17 protein-coding genes are annotated in these 15,175 nt (G+C 65.8%); 14 read left to right on the forward strand and 3 right to left on the reverse strand.

Translation table 11 applies throughout. The features are described from left to right. Nucleotides 1-98: 98 nt before the first annotated feature. The 3 genes from EB815_RS16490 (at nucleotide 99) to EB815_RS16500 (ending at nucleotide 2,405) form a co-directional block, all read left to right on the forward strand. Entirely contained in the window at nucleotides 99-296 is a 198-nt protein-coding gene (locus tag EB815_RS16490) for a DUF1127 domain-containing protein (RefSeq protein WP_081294865.1), read from the forward strand. Beyond that, on the forward strand, nucleotides 293-1,189 hold the full coding sequence (locus tag EB815_RS16495; protein WP_065005306.1) for an NmrA family NAD(P)-binding protein: 897 nt from the start codon (nucleotides 293-295) through the stop codon (nucleotides 1,187-1,189). Before EB815_RS16490 ends, EB815_RS16495 begins: the two co-directional genes overlap by 4 nt. Before the next feature lie 115 nt (nucleotides 1,190-1,304). After that, a complete protein-coding gene (locus EB815_RS16500; protein WP_065005307.1) occupies nucleotides 1,305-2,405 on the forward strand; it encodes a KamA family radical SAM protein in 1,101 nt (366 codons plus the stop codon). A gap of 8 nt (nucleotides 2,406-2,413) precedes the next feature. On the opposite strand, the gene EB815_RS16505 is transcribed toward EB815_RS16500, so the two are convergent. From EB815_RS16505 to EB815_RS16515, 3 genes are read right to left on the reverse strand one after another with little or no spacing between them, the layout of a single operon-like run. After that, entirely contained in the window at nucleotides 2,414-3,073 is a 660-nt protein-coding gene (locus tag EB815_RS16505; protein WP_065005308.1) for a 4'-phosphopantetheinyl transferase family protein, read from the reverse strand. Then, nucleotides 3,070-3,552: a GNAT family N-acetyltransferase gene (locus EB815_RS16510; RefSeq protein WP_065005309.1), complete on the reverse strand. Its 483-nt coding sequence runs from the start codon at nucleotides 3,550-3,552 to the stop codon at nucleotides 3,070-3,072. The genes EB815_RS16505 and EB815_RS16510 overlap by 4 nt, the downstream gene beginning before the upstream one ends. Nucleotides 3,553-3,577: 25 nt before the next feature. After that, a complete protein-coding gene (locus EB815_RS16515; RefSeq protein ID WP_056571218.1) occupies nucleotides 3,578-7,705 on the reverse strand; it encodes a Pls/PosA family non-ribosomal peptide synthetase in 4,128 nt (1,375 codons plus the stop codon). A 382-nt stretch (nucleotides 7,706-8,087) separates the two neighbouring features. Here EB815_RS16515 and EB815_RS16520 point away from each other — a divergent pair, with 382 nt between their 5' ends. The 11 genes from EB815_RS16520 (at nucleotide 8,088) to EB815_RS16570 (ending at nucleotide 15,076) form a co-directional block, all read left to right on the forward strand. Further along, entirely contained in the window at nucleotides 8,088-9,107 is a 1,020-nt protein-coding gene (locus EB815_RS16520) for a helix-turn-helix domain-containing protein (RefSeq protein ID WP_171883296.1), read from the forward strand. Between the two features lie 154 nt (nucleotides 9,108-9,261). Then, on the forward strand, nucleotides 9,262-10,224 hold the full coding sequence (locus EB815_RS16525; protein ID WP_056571222.1) for an AraC family transcriptional regulator: 963 nt from the start codon (nucleotides 9,262-9,264) through the stop codon (nucleotides 10,222-10,224). 167 nt (nucleotides 10,225-10,391) lie between these two features. Then, nucleotides 10,392-10,691 carry a hypothetical protein gene (locus EB815_RS16530; RefSeq protein ID WP_056571224.1) on the forward strand — a complete coding sequence of 100 codons (300 nt, stop codon included), beginning with the start codon at nucleotides 10,392-10,394 and terminating at the stop codon, nucleotides 10,689-10,691. Between the two features lie 232 nt (nucleotides 10,692-10,923). Beyond that, on the forward strand, nucleotides 10,924-11,160 hold the full coding sequence (locus tag EB815_RS16535) for a DUF680 domain-containing protein (protein WP_056571226.1): 237 nt from the start codon (nucleotides 10,924-10,926) through the stop codon (nucleotides 11,158-11,160). Between the two features lie 44 nt (nucleotides 11,161-11,204). After that, the gene (locus EB815_RS16540; protein ID WP_056571228.1) at nucleotides 11,205-11,453 is read left to right on the forward strand and encodes a DUF680 domain-containing protein; all 249 of its coding nucleotides are present in this window, start codon (nucleotides 11,205-11,207) and stop codon (nucleotides 11,451-11,453) included. Between the two features lie 138 nt (nucleotides 11,454-11,591). Next, nucleotides 11,592-12,563 carry an MBL fold metallo-hydrolase gene (locus tag EB815_RS16545; protein WP_056571230.1) on the forward strand — a complete coding sequence of 324 codons (972 nt, stop codon included), beginning with the start codon at nucleotides 11,592-11,594 and terminating at the stop codon, nucleotides 12,561-12,563. Nucleotides 12,564-12,593: 30 nt separating this feature from the next. Then, nucleotides 12,594-13,073 carry a tetratricopeptide repeat protein gene (locus tag EB815_RS16550; protein ID WP_056571232.1) on the forward strand — a complete coding sequence of 160 codons (480 nt, stop codon included), beginning with the start codon at nucleotides 12,594-12,596 and terminating at the stop codon, nucleotides 13,071-13,073. 272 nt (nucleotides 13,074-13,345) lie between these two features. Further along, entirely contained in the window at nucleotides 13,346-13,867 is a 522-nt protein-coding gene (locus EB815_RS16555; RefSeq protein WP_056571234.1) for a DoxX family protein, read from the forward strand. Between the two features lie 276 nt (nucleotides 13,868-14,143). Then, the gene (locus tag EB815_RS16560; RefSeq protein WP_056571236.1) at nucleotides 14,144-14,389 is read left to right on the forward strand and encodes a hypothetical protein; all 246 of its coding nucleotides are present in this window, start codon (nucleotides 14,144-14,146) and stop codon (nucleotides 14,387-14,389) included. Nucleotides 14,390-14,578: 189 nt separating this feature from the next. Continuing rightward, a complete protein-coding gene (locus EB815_RS16565; RefSeq protein ID WP_056571238.1) occupies nucleotides 14,579-14,902 on the forward strand; it encodes a DUF2934 domain-containing protein in 324 nt (107 codons plus the stop codon). A gap of 24 nt (nucleotides 14,903-14,926) precedes the next feature. Further along, complete coding sequence (locus tag EB815_RS16570; RefSeq protein WP_140773983.1) at nucleotides 14,927-15,076, forward strand: hypothetical protein; 150 nt, start codon at nucleotides 14,927-14,929, stop codon at nucleotides 15,074-15,076. Nucleotides 15,077-15,175 lie beyond the last annotated feature (99 nt).

Below are 15,175 nucleotides of genomic sequence, written 5' to 3' on the forward strand. Positions count from 1 at the left end.
TCGATGCGCTGAAGACCAGACATTGATGTGAGCGATCATCATGCTCGCCCGTTGGGCGGCACGGCACGCTTGCGTCTAGCGAACACAGGAGACGAAAAATGAGTCCGACCCTTGGATATATCGGCGCCGCGATGAGCGGCCTCGCCATGCGAAGCACGGCAGCGTTCGAGCGCCGGCGCACGCTGCGCCGGCTTTCCCGACTTTCCGACCGCCGCTTGCGGGACATCGGCTTCGAGCGCGACTGGGACGGCTCTGTCCTTGGTAATGGAATTCCGGGCAATGGGAGGGGGATATGACCAGCACCCTGATCATCGGCGCGACGGGACTTCTCGGCAGCGAGATGGCGAAGGCCAGCGCGCGCAATGGCGACAGCCTGCATGTCCTGGTCCGGGCAGCCACTTCAGCCAACGAAGCGCGGATGCGCCCGCTCAAGGAATTGGGCGCCACGGTGCATGTCGGCGATCTCGACGACTATGACAGCCTCGTGCGCGCCGTCGGCAAGGCGGATCGCGTCATCAGCTCGGTGCATGTCGGTTCGGCCAGCGAGATGACGCTGGTGCGCGCCGTGAAAGATGTCGGCGTCTCCCGTTTCGTGCCATCCGCCGGCTTCGGCCTCGACTTTGCCGCCGCCGCACCCGGCACGATCGCACCGCTTGACATCAAGAGGGCCGTGTTCGACGCGGTCAGGGAGGCCGACCTGCCCTATACGGTGATCTACACCAACGGTTTCTTCTCGACCTGGGTGGCGACGCTGGGCGACCTGACGCGCTTCGGATCGACACCGCTGCCGCCGGACGAGGTGACGCTCTATGGCGACGGCCATGTGCCGGCGACCTTCGTCAGCGAGAAGGATATCGCCGCCGTCACCATGCGCGCGCTGGAGGATCCCAATGCTGTCCGCCGCGAAATCCGCATCGCGCGGAACAGGATCACGCAGGGCGCGATGATTGACCTGTGGCGCCGGGTGAGCGGCCGCGCGCCGCGCATCGTGAACATGGGCGCTGACGAACTGGAGGCGATGATCGCGGTGGCGCCAGGGCTTGGATTGCTGCGGGCGTTCTGGATCCGCGGCGAGACCGCGCTTGAGACGGGCACTCCGGAGGCGGGGGCGCTTTATCCGGAACTGAGGTTCGAGACGATTGAGAGTGCTTTTGTGGGGATGGCTGGCAGGGGTGGGGGCGCTGGGTGAGCCGGCTGCGCGGCAAGGGTCGGCGGATCTCGGTGCATGACAATGGATGCTGCCACGGTGGTTGACCGCGCGGGCCATCCGGCCGATAGGTCCGCGCGAAAAGCCGAGACCTGCAATGACTGACCTGAAAGAAGCAACCCGCGCCCCCGACGCCGCCTGGCAGGACGATGTCCGCCAGGGCGTGCGCCATGTTCGCGATCTCGACCGCCTGCCGCTGTCGCCCGCCGAGCGTCAAGCCGCGCAGGAGGCCGCCAGCCGGCACAAGGTGCGTGCGCCGAAAGCCTATCTCGACCTGATCGACTGGAACGACCCGGCCGACCCGATCCGCGCGCAGGTCATCCCGTCGCCCGGCGAACTGGTGGAAACGGAGGGCGAGCTTGGCGATCCGATCGCCGACCATGATTTCAGCCCGGTGCCCAGGCTGACGCATCGCCATGCCGACCGGGTGCTGTTGTTCCCAACCTATCAGTGCGCGGTCTATTGCCGCTTCTGCTTCCGCAAGGAATCGCTGACCTCGATCGGCCGCGGCTACACGCGCGAGGCGCTGGAGCCGGCGCTGGCCTATATCGCCGAGCATCCCGAAATCCGCGAGGTGATCCTGACCGGCGGCGATCCGCTGTCGCTGCCGGACAAGGCGATGGCCGAAATCTTCGCGCGCATCGAGGCCATTCCGCATGTTCGGCTCTTGCGCATCCACACACGCGTGCCGGTGGTGCTGCCGACACGCGTCACATCAGGCCTGGTCGAAGCGCTGCAGGGCCGGCTGATGGTCACCGTCGTCACCCATTTCAACCATGCCCGCGAGATAACCGACGCCGCCGAGGCGGCCTGCCGGACGATGCGGCAAGCCGGCTTCGTGCTGCTCAACCAAAGTGTTCTGCTGAAAGGCGTCAACGATAGCGTCGAGGTGCTGGAAGAGCTCTGCCGTGAACTGATGTATCGGCTCGGGGTAAAACCCTATTACCTGCACCATGGCGATCTCGCGCGCGGCATGGCCCACCGCCGCACCACGATCGCCGAGGGCCAGGCGCTGGTGGAAGCGCTGAGGGCGCGGCTGTCGGGTATCTGCAATCCCGTCTACGTGCTCGACCTGCCGGAAGGCGGCGGCAAGGTGCCGCTCGGGCCGTGCTCCATCGAGGCGCGGGACGGGGAGAGCTGGCGGATACGCGGGCTGGATGGGCAGGTGAGGGATTATCGCGAGATTCTGGCCGAATAGACGATGCGTTATTCCCCGATAAACGCCAGTACGACCACGCGCGGGGCGATGCAGTAGACGAGGTTGGCGCTGCGGCCGGTCGTTGTCGTCGCGCGGCCTGTGTTCAGGTCCACGGTGATATCCTCGTAGCCCAGCACCTGGTGGTCCAGCGGATAGACGGCCTTGTAGACCGCTTCCTTGGCGGCAAAGAGGATGCGGCCGGCAAGATGCTGGTCGGCTGTATCCATCCGGTCCGCGCCGGTTGCAACGAGCGCGAAAACGTCATCGGGCAAGGGCAGCGCGGGCTCGACGTCGATACCGAGCGAGCTCATATCGGCAATGCGCGCGACCGCCGCCACGGCCATGTCGTCGTCATGAGCGAGCGAACCAATTGTCCCGTGGGGCCAGACCGGAGCACCTGACGGCGCGCGCGGGATGGCGATGTTCTTGATGCCGATGTCGGCCAGCAGGCGGTGCGCGATCCAGCGGGCCGCACCGCTGGCTCGTCGCATGGCCGGCTGGCGGGCGGGGATGGAACGCGCCTCCTCGGGCAAAAGATGGGTCTCGTCGCCTTCGCGTATGAGCCGGCATCCGGTGCGGACCCCATGCGGGGCGATGGCGGCCAGTGCCTGCGCCAGGGAGCTTTCCTCGGGCAAATCCGGAGGCGAAGGATTCGCGGCGGGCCTCATTGATCGCCCATCGATGCCGGCAGGGCGAGGTCGGCGATCATTTCGCCATCCTCGTCGAGCCCTTCTTCGACGAAACCGGCGGCACGGTAGAGCTGGCGTGCCGCTTCATTCTCCGGCTCGTAGCAGATGGAGACGTGCCTGATGTGACCGAGCCCGCCGATTTCGCGCAGCACCTCGCGCAGCGCGGCCTTGCCGTAGCCCTTGCCCTGGCTGGCGCGGTCGATCATGAACCGATAGATGCGCGCCTCGTCGTCATCGCTTGGCGCCTCGTACATCAGGAACCCGACAACACGATCCCCGGCCATGATCGCGCGCGGCCGCGCGTCATGATCGGATCTGGCTTCGCGCAGCGAGGCCGCGTTGCCCGCGACGAAATCCATCTGGTCGGGGGCCAGCCGCAGTGCTGCCACCAGGGCGCGATTGGCCGGGGTAAGCGGCGCGATCCGGATGTCGGGCGTGCTTCCGGATCGCTCTGTCACGTGACCTCCGATGCTCTCGGGATCGTCAGGATGACGCCGTGGAGCCGTCATCCATGATCGGCTCGACGAAACGATGCAGCTTGGCCGGGTTGCCGCGCCAGATCGAGTTGGGCTCCAGCACTTCGCCTTTCATCACGAAGGAGTCGGCATCGACCATCGATCCCTTGCCCATGACGACGCCGTAGTGGACAAAGGCGGAGGGTCCGAGCGTGCAACCGTCACCGATGCGGATGAAGTCCGACTTGAACGCGCCTTCTTCCAGCGAATGGGCCTGGATGACGCAGCCCTCGTTGAGCGTGACGTCATCGCCGATCTCGACCAGCGAACGCTCGGTCAGGTTGCTGCCGCCGTCATAGACCCGCTTGCCGACCTTGACGCCCAGCATGCGCAGGATCACCGGCCGGAACGGCGTGCCGGCGAACAGGCGCACGATCGGTGTATCGGCAAGCTTCCAATGGCGTTCGTGGCGCCAGAAGTCGACATCGTAGATCGTCGTCATCCGCGGCTTCAGCCGGCCAAAGCCAAGGCTTGCCCGCTCGACAAGAATGTAGAACGGAATGGTGATCGCCGAGGTCAGCATCACGGCGACGAAGAGGGCGACCTCGTTCCATTCGGTGTAGTAGTTCAATGCCCGATCCCAGATCGCCAGCGTGGCGAACAGCATGACCCATTGGGCGGCAATGAACAGAAGGATCGTCACCAGGTTGTGGCGGTTCTTGAACGGGATGCGCTGGCGCCGGTCGGCCTCGTCGACGCCGGCGATGAGTTCCTTGTCGCGGTTCACCATGCGCGGGATCTCAAAGGCGGGCGAACCCAGGAGCCCGACATTCTCGCGCACCGGGCCATCGATGGGGATCATCACCTTGGTGCCGAGCAGGACGTTGTCGCCCGTGCGGCCATCCGGCGGATAGTAGATGTTGTTGCCGAGATAGTTGCGCTCGCCAATGCGTGTCGGCTCCAGCCGGAACGCCGAGGCGGATTTGTGCACATTGATCATGAACAGCCCGTCGGACACCATGGTCTCGGTGCCGATCTCGCACAGAAGCGGGTTTTCGTGCTGCTGGTTGGAGCCGAAATTGGAGCCGGTCTGCACCACCTTGTTGAGGTTCCAGCCGATGGCGCTCATATAGTGGACGATGGCCGAGCTGTCGCCGAACAGCAGCCCCAGCACACGCGAGTTGCTCGAGAATTCCGAGACGGTCTGCAGCCAGTAGCGGAAGCCATAGAGCGTATAGGTGCGGCCCGGCTTCAGGATCAGGCTGAAAACGCGCGGCACCACCGTGGCGGCGAGAAAGGCCACGGCGATATAGCCGAACAGCGTGACCGTGGTGCCGATCGCGACAAGGCCGATCGTCTCCTGATAGTCGTCGCCGACATATTCCCAATAGCTGTGGAACAGGAGCGGCAGCGGGGTGATGACCGCGAACAGCAGCACCAGCTGGACGGCTTCATAGAGGAAACGCCGGACCTCGTAAGGGTTCGCGTTGCGCACCTTGCAATAGTCCGCCGTGGTCGGCACGGCCGGCGATCCGTGCCAGTGCTCGCCGTCGGGAATGCTTTGCCCGCTCTGCAGCGAGGACGAATGGCCGAGCTGGCCACCGTCGCCGATCGAGGTGTCGATGTCGAGCGTGGAGCCGACGCCGACGAAGGCGTCGCGGCCGATGGTCAGCGGCCCGGTGTGGATATAGCCGGACTGGGCGCGATAGCCGAGGATCATCGATTCCTTGCGCAGGATGGTGTTGGCGCCGATCGAAATCAGGTCCGTGCAGACCGGCACGGATTTGGATTCGATGACGGCGTTGTGGCCGAGCTTGGTGCCGAGAAGCCGGAGATAGATGCTGTAGAGCGGGCTGCCGCGGAACAGCACGACGGGCGCAGTGCGGATCAGCGTCTTGACGACCCAGAAGCGATAGTAGCGCAGGCCCCAGATGGGAAATGCCTCGGCCTTCCAGCGGCCGACAAGCAGCCATTTCGCGGCAACGGCAAAGCCCGACATGCCGAAGAACACGCCGGCGGAGAGCGCCACGCACCTGATGTAAAGCTGCAGCGGCTCGTCGAGCGCGTCATAGACCCAGTCGAGGCCGTGGTCGAGGACCCACAGCGCGACATAGCTGTAGACAAGGTAGAACGAAAGCTGGCCCGCTCCGCAGGTCCAGTAGACGAGGTTCGAGGCCCGGCGGGTGAGGACAGGCTCGAAGGTGGCCGTCGTCATCTCCTCCGCCATGGCCAGGTGCTTGGCCAGGCGCGCAACCGTCGGATAGAGATAGATGTCGCGCATGGACGTCGTCGCCCATTCCTTGCGGGTGCGAACGCGGGCGCAGAAATGAGCCATCAGCAGCGAGTTCGCGCCGAGATCGTCGAAGAAATTGTCCTCGACCGAGACCGCGTCGAATTTCAACACGGCGGCCAGCGCGTCGGCCAGGAAGCGCTCGTCGTCATTGCCGGGCGCGACCATCTCGCGGTCGGCGGAAAGCCGGACGCTTGTCGGCTTGGGAAGCTGGCGAAGATCCACCTTGTTGGAGACGGTCATCGGGATCGCCGGCAGTTCCTCCAGATAGGAGGGCACCATGTAGTCCGGCAGGCGCCGCTTCATCGTCTGGGCGAGATCGGCGCGCGAGATCGCCGACGCCCCGGCCTTGGGCGCGTAATAGGCGACGAGCTCGACACGGCCGGGCTCGATCTCCCAGGTGGTGACGGCGGCCTGCGCGATGGCGGGCTGGTCCAGCAGCACCGCCTCGATCTCGCCGAGCTCGATGCGATAGCCGCGGATCTTCACCTGGGTGTCGATGCGCCCGTTATACTCGATCTCGCCATCGGCGTTGATCCGGCCAAGGTCGCCCGTGCGGTAGATGCGCTTCGACGGGTTGTTCGGCAGGCCGATGAAGTCGGGGATGAATTTCTGTTCGGTGAGGTCTTGCCTGTTGAGATAGCCGATCGCGAGCCCGATGCCTGCGATGCCGATCTCGCCCAGTTCGCCAGGCTCGGCCAGTTCCGGCAGCGAAGGGTCGAGAATGACGATGGAATAGGTGGGCAGCGGCGCGCCGATGGTGACGGGCTTGTCCGGCGTCAGCGCGCCCATGGTCGCGGTGACGGTCGCCTCTGTCGGGCCGTAGGTGTTGAGGATCTGCCGCCCGGGCTTCGACCAGCGCACCACCAGATTGTGCGGGCAGGCCTCGCCGCCGACCAGGAGCGTGCGCAGGCTGGGCACGTCGCTGGCCATGGACGACAGCAGGGTCGGGCTGCAGGCCATGCAGGTGATGTCGTGATGCCGCAGGAAATCGGCGAGTTCCTCGCCGACGAGCGGCATCTGGCCGGGCGCGGGCACCACCGTCGCACCGGCGACGAACGGCACCCAGATCTCCTCGGAGGAAAAGTCGAAGGCGATGGTCATGCCCTGGTAGACGCGGTCGCCCGGCCGGTAGCCATAGGATGCGGCGGCGACCCGGATGAAGTTGACGAAGCTCTGGTGCCGGACGGCCACGCCCTTCGGCCTGCCTGTCGTGCCCGAGGTGTAGAGGATGTAGCAGATGTCTTCGACCGCGACGGAGGCCGGCGCCCTGTGCAGCTTCAGCGGCGCGTCGGACTGTCTGGAGATCTCGGCGGCGGCGCTGTCGATCAGCACGTGGGGAACCGGCAACTGGTCGGCGCGCGACGCATAGGTGGCGATGGTGACGATCAGGCTGACACTGGCGTCGTCGATGATCAGCGCCATGCGCTCTTGCGGAAAGGCGGTGGCCAGCGGCACGAAGGCGGCACCCGCCTTCACCACCGCGAGCACCGCGACATAGGTCTCCGCCGACCGGTCGAGGATAAGCCCGATCCGGTCGCCCGGCCGAACGCCGCGCTTGACGAGCAGGCGGGCGAACTGGTTGGCGCGCTTGTCGAGCTCCTGATACGTCCAGACACGTCCCTCGGAGATCACCGCCGGCAAGGCTGCGAATGTCTCGGCGAGCTCCTCGAAGACCGCGTCCAGCCGCTCATCGGGCCGGCCTGCCCGGGCGAAGTCCGCGCCGGTCAGAACCTGGCCGTGCGCGGCCGCGGACCGCTGGGCACTTCTTATGAGCGCATCGAAGCTCGCGACGCCGGCTTCGGGCGCTCCGTCCGGTCTTGCCGTGTCCCTGTCGAGTGCGGCGATATCGACACCGTGATCCATTTCCAAACTCTCTCGTCCTGGCCGCGCATCGCCCGGCTGTTCATACCGCCGTTCGATCCGGCATTTTCGGCTGTGCCGCCGCTGCGATTTGACCCTTGTTGGTGGCGGACCCGAAGCTTCCGAAAAGGAATCCCGGCAGTCCCCCGCGGGATGGTTATGGCATCCGATCTTTTCGCCAGTTTTTCCGAAGTGTTGAAACTTGTTTCTGAATTGTGTCTGAGCGAGATATTGCGGGCTGGAGGAGCCGGCCTCGGCTGCCATGCAAGGCCGGTGTTGTCGCGGCCCGCCATCCATGCCTATGCTGGGTGGTTCGCGGCTTTCAGGATCGTGGCGGATGGCAGCGGGAGGCAACGGTCAGGACGTGGTGCCGGGGAGGGCTCCCGTGGGACGCGGGGTGCCGCGTTCGGTGCTGGACACGGCGGGCCTGGCGCCCAGGGACGCGGTCGCGCTGTGGCGGGAGAACATGGGTTTCTTCTATGACGTTCGCCTGCGCAATGGCGGCGACGACCGGTTCCATGTCCATGCCGAAGCGTTTCATTTCGGCGAAATCGCACTCAGTTCGTACCGATGCGTCGCGCAGACCTTCGACCGTTCGCGCGCCCGCATCGGCCGCGACGGTCTCGACCAGATCACCGTGCAGGTCTGCCTGCGGGGCAGCCACGGCCGGCGCGATGGCGGGCCGGATGAAAAGGCCTGCCCGGGCGACCTGATCGTCTCCGACCTGGCGCAGGCCCAGTCGACGGGGACATCCGGCATCGACAGCCTCAACCTGACCATGCCGCGCCGCCTGCTGGCGCCGCTCCTGAAGGCGCCGGACGAGCACAATCTGCGCGTCATCCCGGGCAATGCCCCTTTGACGGCGCTGTTGCGCGGCCATCTCCTCGGCCTCTACGCGGCAGCGCCGGCCATGAGCGGCCAGGACGCCGAGGCGGTGACCAGGCCGACGCTGGATCTTGCCGCGGCGGCCATCAATTCGGCCGTGGCGGAGGAAAACGCCGCTTCGGTGCAACTGGCGCTGGCCGGCGAAATCCGCCGCCACATCGACAGGCATGTCGGCAGCCGCGACCTCACGGCCGCGACCATAGCCGCGCTGTTCGGCATTTCGACGCGCAAGCTCTATTACCTGTTCGAGCCGTATGGCGGCCTTTCCCGATACATCCAGGAGGAAAGGCTGCGCCGCTGCCGCGCCGAGCTCGTCGATCCCGCCCGCCGGCACGAAGCCATCGGCGAGATCGCCGACCGCCACGGCTTCGGCCACCGCAAGAGTTTTGTCCGTGCCTTCCGGCGTTGCTTCGACATGACGCCACGCGAGATGCGGGCGCTCGCCGCGCAGGGGCGCGGCCTGCCAGCCGGGCATGGCGCGGACCGCACCCTATGGCGCTGGATCCGCGACCTCCGCTAGGAGCCTCGCCGGCCGGCAATCCGATGCCGGTTTTTGCACCCACAGCCACATTCCTTGCGCCTGCCGCCACATTTGCCCGGCGCGTTCATACAGGCCTTGAATTACCGCCGCCGCCCGCACGAAAACCAACCGGACAAACGGGGGGCGGACGCAGGTGGCCAGCCAGGACAATGTCATCGTCCTGTCCACGGACGAGATCGCGGACCGCGAGCGCGAAGCGGCCGTGCGAGAATTCTACGGCCGCATCTGCATGCGGCTGGACCTTGCTCCGCTGGATCGCGGCGCGCTGCATCTGAGCGCCTCCACGCTTTTGCTGCCAGGGGTGAGCGTGGCCGAGGGCAAGGTCTCGCCGATGGCCTGGGAACGCACGGCAGCCTTGCGGCAGGACGCCAATGACGATCTCGTCGTGTCCTGGATCGCGGGTGGCTGGGGCTTCGACACGCCAGGCCAGGGAACCGTGGAGACGCCGGCCGGCGCACCCTGCATCATGCCGATGGACGGACGCTGGCGCGCCAGGGCGCCGGGCGGGGACTGGACCATCTGCGCCCGCTTCGACAGGTCGACGCTCGAGCCGCTGGTGCGCCATGTCGGCGATCTCAGGCCCGACGCGATCAACCCCGGCACGCCGGAGGCGCGGCTTCTCCTGGCCTATGTCACGGCGGTGGCGCGCGGCGGGATGAGCGCCGGGCTTGCGCCGCTGGCCGCCCAGCACATTGCCGATCTGTTCGCCGCGGCGGTCGGAACCAGCCGCGAGGTGGGCGAAGTGATCGCCGGGCGCGGCGTCCGCGCCGCGCGCATCGAGGCCATCAAGCGCTATATCGAGGAGAATATGCACAAAGCGCGGCTGTCGGCGGAGATGGCGGGAAGGGGCCTTGGGCTCAGCCCGCGCTACATCAGGCGTCTCTTCGCGGAGGAAGGGCACAGCTTTTCCGACTATGTCATGCAAAGGCGGCTGGAGCGGATCCACCGGCAACTCGCCAGCCCGCTTTTCGCCGCAAGGCCGATCGCCGATCTCGCCTTCGAGGCGGGGCTGGTCGAGCCATCGACCTTCTACCGGCAGTTCCGGTCGCGTTATCGCATGACGCCTTCCGAGGTGCGCGCCGGCCTGGCGCAGTGAGGCGCCTGTTCCGACAGTGCCATCCACCTGTGCCGTCCCTGCGATACGCCGAGGCTCCCGCATCCGCATAGTCGCACCGTGGACGCGGTGCCGGAGGCACGCGCGGGAACGGAGGCTGGGCGGCCGGGCCTCCGCGACATCGGGAAAACTGGCCACAGGAGGCAACAATGCGTGCGGCGAAAAGGTGGATTCTCGGCATCTCGGTTTTCTGCGCCCTTCTTCCAACCGAGGTCTTCGCGGCCTACAAATGCATGAACCCGGCGATCTGCAGGGCTGTCTGCGGCAGCGAGACATGCGGCAAGATCAGCGCGAGCAACCGCGACATGAAGGCGTTGGACCTCGGTGCGTCCGGACAACTCGCCGCCTCCAGCGGCGGCGCTTCATCCGGCACCAGTTCCAGGAAGACCTACACCTGCTCCAACGAGGCGATCTGCATCGCGGTCTGCGGCAAGAAGACCTGTCCGTAGGCGACGCTGATCTGGCGCATCTTCGAAGGCGTCGGCGCGCTGCGCCGGCGCCTTTGTGCGTCCATGCGATCCACCTGGCGAACAGCGCCTGGCGTGGCCGCGCCCCCCTGAAATCATCTCCTTCAAAAAAATCTCGCCGTCGCCGGGAATAAAGCACCGCCCCGCCGGGTCTTCACTACAGCGGGGCCAATACGGCCCGCGACCCGAAGAAACGAAACAAGGATTTCTGGAAATGACCAAGCTCGCTCTCAGCGTGGCCGCGATGTTGCTTGCCTCGAGTGCCGCCTTTGCCGGCAGCGACCATTTCGAAGGCGGCAACCAGCCTTCCGTCGACACCGCTGTCACGGCCTCGATCTCCGACACGGCACCCCGGAACGGCGCCGATGCACAGCTCAGGACCGAACAGGACCAGACCTCGGTTCAGGACATCGTCGCCCAGCACGATCGCGACAGCCTCTGGGGCCGATAGGCGCTGGCCTTCAACCCGTGCCTCAACAAACAGGTATCATCGACATGAAAAACCTCGCTCTTACCGCCGCGGCCATTCTGGTGGCCACCACCAGCGCCTTTGCCGGCAGCGACCATTTCAACGCCGACACGGCAAACCAGCCGCTTGCCGCCGTCGACAGCAACGCCACCGCCTCGATCCCCTACAAGGCGCGCCAGAACAAGGTCGACACCACGGTGACGACCGGTCCCAGCCAGGCCGCTTCCCAGACTGATGCGGGCGAATTCGTCGGCCCGCCTGTGCCGGGCAACTGAGTTCAGGGGTCGGGCCCCCTCCTCGAGGTCCCGACCCGGTCCGCACTCAGGACGGAGGGCCATGTGGCGTGGCCCTCCGTCACCCCGGAGTTTCTCGCCTTCCGACTTTGCCGCCACCGCAACCCACAGGAGACCACCATGTTCAGCATGACACGCCGCACAGTGCTTCAATCCGCCGCCGCCGCCGCCGCCTTCGGTCTTGCCGGCAAGCTCGAGTTCACGCGTCCCGCTTTCGCGGAACTGCTGGTCGAGCCGACCATCGGCTTCTACAAATACACGGTCGGCGATATCGAGGTGACCGCCATCTATGACGGCATCTGGAAGAAGCCGCACGACCCGGCCTTCATCAAGGATGTCTCGGTCGACGAGACCAAGGCGGCGCTTGCCAAGGCGGGGCTGACCACCGACTTCATGCCCATCCCGCTCACCGTCGTCGTGCTCAAGATGGGCGGCAAGCTGATCATGATGGATGCCGGCTCGGGCGTCGGCCAGTGGCAGGCCAATGCCACGCATCTGCCGGCCAACATGGCCGCCGCCGGCATCGACTACAAGGCGATCGACACCATCATGATCTCGCATTTCCACCCCGACCATGTCTGGGGCCTGATGGAGAAGGGCACCAACACGCCGGTGTTCCCCAATGCCGAGCTGATCGTCAACGCGACCGAGTACAATTGGTGGACCGATCCGAGCCGGCTGGCCAAGCTGCCCGAGGGCCGCAAGCCGGCGGGCAAGCGCATCGCCGAAAACTTCCCGAAATGGAAGAACTGGAAGCTGGTCCAGGACGGCGCGGAAGTGGCGCCCGGCATCCAGATCATCGCAGCACCCGGCCACACGCCGGGACATTCCGTCTACCTCGCCAATTCCGGCAAGGAGCAGCTGATGATCTCGGCCGACACCATGTATGTGCCGGCCCTTCTGGCGCCGCATCCGGAATGGCAGGGCAGCTACGACCAGGACGGGCCCACCGCCATTACCACGCGCCACAAGATCATCGACCGGGTGATCGCGGACAACATCCGCATTTCCGGTTCGCACTTCCCGTTCCCCGGCACCGGCGTCTTCGTCAAGGACGGCAGCGCCTACGGCTTCACACCCGTTCAAATTTGAACGGGCAACCCAAACCAAGCGAGAAAGACAATGAAACAATCCTATCTGGGCAAGCACGCCCTCTACGGCCTGCTCGGCGCCATTGCCGTGCTGACCGTGGTTCCCGTCGCGACCATCATGCCGGCCTATGCGGTCGACGACATCGAGGGCGCCGACGCGCCCGACCTGACCGCCGTCCAGGCCAAGATCGCCGCCAAGGACTACAAGGGCGCGCTGGCCGATCTGCGCGACCTCGCGCAGGACAACCAGCAGGCCGACGTCTACAATCTGCTCGGCTTCACGCTGCGCAAGACCGGCGACACCGCCACCGCGCTGACCTATTACAACAAGGCGCTGGAGCTGAAGCCCGACCACAAGGCCGCCCGCGAATATCTGGGCGAGCTCTATGTCGAGACCGGCGACATGGCCAAGGCCAAGGAGCAGCTGGCCTCGCTGCAGAAACTCTGCCCCGCCGGCTGCGACGAGCTTTCCGACCTGCAAAAGGCCATCGACACCAAGGTGACGCAGTAAGACCGCGACCCATTTCCTTTCCCTCCGCGGGGGCGGGGGAGAGGTGGCCGCGACGCGGCCGGAGTGGGGGACCGGGACTGACCGCTCCAGTCCCCCACCACCAGTTCGGGCGCTCGTGGCTGGCGCCCCTTGCCGGAGCCGGCGCCTCTCCCTCGAGCCGGCTCCGGCCTTTTCGAAGATCACATCCGGCAGGCGCCGTTTTGGTGCGTCCTACGCGGGCGGCGCCCACCTGTTACCAAAATTGGCCCGTGCCCAAAAATTGGAGGCTGACCATGACACCCAATGACATCGCCGCGAAGCTCACCGGCCTCGCCACGAAATACCACATCAGGGACGTGACCCTGCTTGCCGGCCGCCTGCTCATGTCCTTCATCTTCCTGCATGAGGGCGTGACGCTGGCCACCCATTTCGACGGCGCCGCCAAGGCGATGGCCGCGCAAGGCGTCGGGCTGCCGCTGTTCGTCGCCACCATCGCGCTGCAGCTGGGGGCGGGGCTCTCGGTGGCGACAGGCCTGCTGACGCGGTTGGGCGGCATCGGGCTCGGCCTGTTCTGCCTGTCCACGGCCTTGCTGTTCCACGTCAACTTCGCCAACCAGAACGAACTGCTGCATTTCGAAAAGGACCTGGCCATATCGGGCGGCATGTTCGTGCTGGCCGCCGTCGGCGCCGGCACGCTCTCGCTGGACTGGCTGCTGGCCCGCTATCTGGAAAAGCGCCGGCGCGACAAGGAAATGGTCAACGCATTGCTGGCCGTGGAGAACCAGTTCTCCCTGGAGGTGCGGTTGCCGGTTTGAGGCACGCGGGGCCGCATTCCACGCAAAATTCCACTCCGGCGGCGGGTTTTACCACGCCGCCTACCACGCCCGCACAAACACCAGGCCCTTATTGAAGCGGCCAACAGCGCAACAACGAACCGACACGGTCGTGCGCTGACAGCCGGACATCGCAAGGACCCCGTGAGGGTGGCGGTTGGCCGGTTTCGCCTGAAGAGCAGCAAACACGGTCCCATGAAACGCGGGCGGGCGGCGCGTCGGGGCCAGATGTCAACTTCAAGAAGATGGAAAACTGAAATGAAGAAGATCGTATTGACCATTGCCTCACTGCTGTTTGCATCCGGCATGGCCTTTGCCGGCAGCGACCATTTCGGCTCGGACTTCGTCCCCGCCGCCGGCGGCTACCCGGCCACCCATGCGATGATGTCCGGCGCCAAGGCGGTCGACCCGCGCGTCACCCACAGCATCACCGACAGCGCGGCGTCGGGGCAGCCGCGCCTCGACATGCCGGCCGATTCCGGCCAGGGCATCTGGGGCCACTGACACCAAGGCCGTCCACGACGGCCGGCATCCAGGCGGCGGGCTTGCCCCGCCGCCTGGATCATTTTTGCGCCCGGCTCCGCCCGGCGCCTCGCTTCATCCAGCAATTCAACCCTGGCCAGCGATCACGCAAAATTTTTGGATCATTCGCGCAGGCGCGGCGTTCTTCCCGAACACCAAGGGAGAACGACGATGACCGACGACCGCAACGACAAGATCCGAGACCGCGCCTACGCCATCTGGCAACGCGAAGGCGGCGCCCATGGCGACCACGAGCGGCACTGGCACCAGGCCGAAATGGAGATCGACAGGGAATCCGCCCTGCCGCTGACAGCCGACGACGCGCTGCCGCAGACCCGCGAAATCGCCAGCACCGACGTGCTGGAGGTCGAGCAACTGGCCGTGCGCACTGGCATATCGGGCGACGAGGCGCAGGCCCTGATCGACCGCCTGGGCACCGACCGCGCCGCGATCGAGCAGGCCGCGCGCGGCCTGAAGGCGAGGCGAAAATCCTGATCGATCCTAACTGGGGAGAGCGAGATGATCCGCAAACTCAAGGACGGAAAATACCGGCTTTATTCCCGCAAGAAGGACGAGAAGACCGGGAAACGGCGCAACCTGGGCACGTTCGAGACGCGGGAAGCGGCGGAGAAGCATGAGAAGGAGGTGCAGTATTTTAAGCGGCATTGAGGGCTTGCCTGCGACCGTCGCGATGGTGACGCAGACAACAAGTCTTGCCAGATGACTCTCGTCGCTGCCGTTTGGCCTCGACAGCAAGGAGAATGAACC

The organism is Mesorhizobium loti (genome assembly GCF_013170705.1).
GTDB lineage: Bacteria > Pseudomonadota > Alphaproteobacteria > Rhizobiales > Rhizobiaceae > Mesorhizobium > Mesorhizobium loti_D.

Bases quoted from the DNA above. Each gene is read 5' to 3' on its own strand.
- EB815_RS16550 (WP_056571232.1), top strand. From the start codon at position 12,594: ATGAAACAATCCTATCTGGGCAAGCACGCCCTCTACGGCCTGCTCGGC.
- EB815_RS16515 (WP_056571218.1), bottom strand. From the start codon at position 7,705: ATGGATCACGGTGTCGATATCGCCGCACTCGACAGGGACACGGCAAGA.
- EB815_RS16530 (WP_056571224.1), top strand. From the start codon at position 10,392: ATGCGTGCGGCGAAAAGGTGGATTCTCGGCATCTCGGTTTTCTGCGCC.
- EB815_RS16495 (WP_065005306.1), top strand. From the start codon at position 293: ATGACCAGCACCCTGATCATCGGCGCGACGGGACTTCTCGGCAGCGAG.
- EB815_RS16500 (WP_065005307.1), top strand. From the start codon at position 1,305: ATGACTGACCTGAAAGAAGCAACCCGCGCCCCCGACGCCGCCTGGCAG.
- EB815_RS16540 (WP_056571228.1), top strand. From the start codon at position 11,205: ATGAAAAACCTCGCTCTTACCGCCGCGGCCATTCTGGTGGCCACCACC.
- EB815_RS16505 (WP_065005308.1), bottom strand. From the start codon at position 3,073: ATGAGGCCCGCCGCGAATCCTTCGCCTCCGGATTTGCCCGAGGAAAGC.
- EB815_RS16570 (WP_140773983.1), top strand. From the start codon at position 14,927: ATGATCCGCAAACTCAAGGACGGAAAATACCGGCTTTATTCCCGCAAG.
- EB815_RS16545 (WP_056571230.1), top strand. From the start codon at position 11,592: ATGTTCAGCATGACACGCCGCACAGTGCTTCAATCCGCCGCCGCCGCC.
- EB815_RS16565 (WP_056571238.1), top strand. From the start codon at position 14,579: ATGACCGACGACCGCAACGACAAGATCCGAGACCGCGCCTACGCCATC.
- EB815_RS16490 (WP_081294865.1), top strand. From the start codon at position 99: ATGAGTCCGACCCTTGGATATATCGGCGCCGCGATGAGCGGCCTCGCC.
- EB815_RS16560 (WP_056571236.1), top strand. From the start codon at position 14,144: ATGAAGAAGATCGTATTGACCATTGCCTCACTGCTGTTTGCATCCGGC.
- EB815_RS16555 (WP_056571234.1), top strand. From the start codon at position 13,346: ATGACACCCAATGACATCGCCGCGAAGCTCACCGGCCTCGCCACGAAA.
- EB815_RS16535 (WP_056571226.1), top strand. From the start codon at position 10,924: ATGACCAAGCTCGCTCTCAGCGTGGCCGCGATGTTGCTTGCCTCGAGT.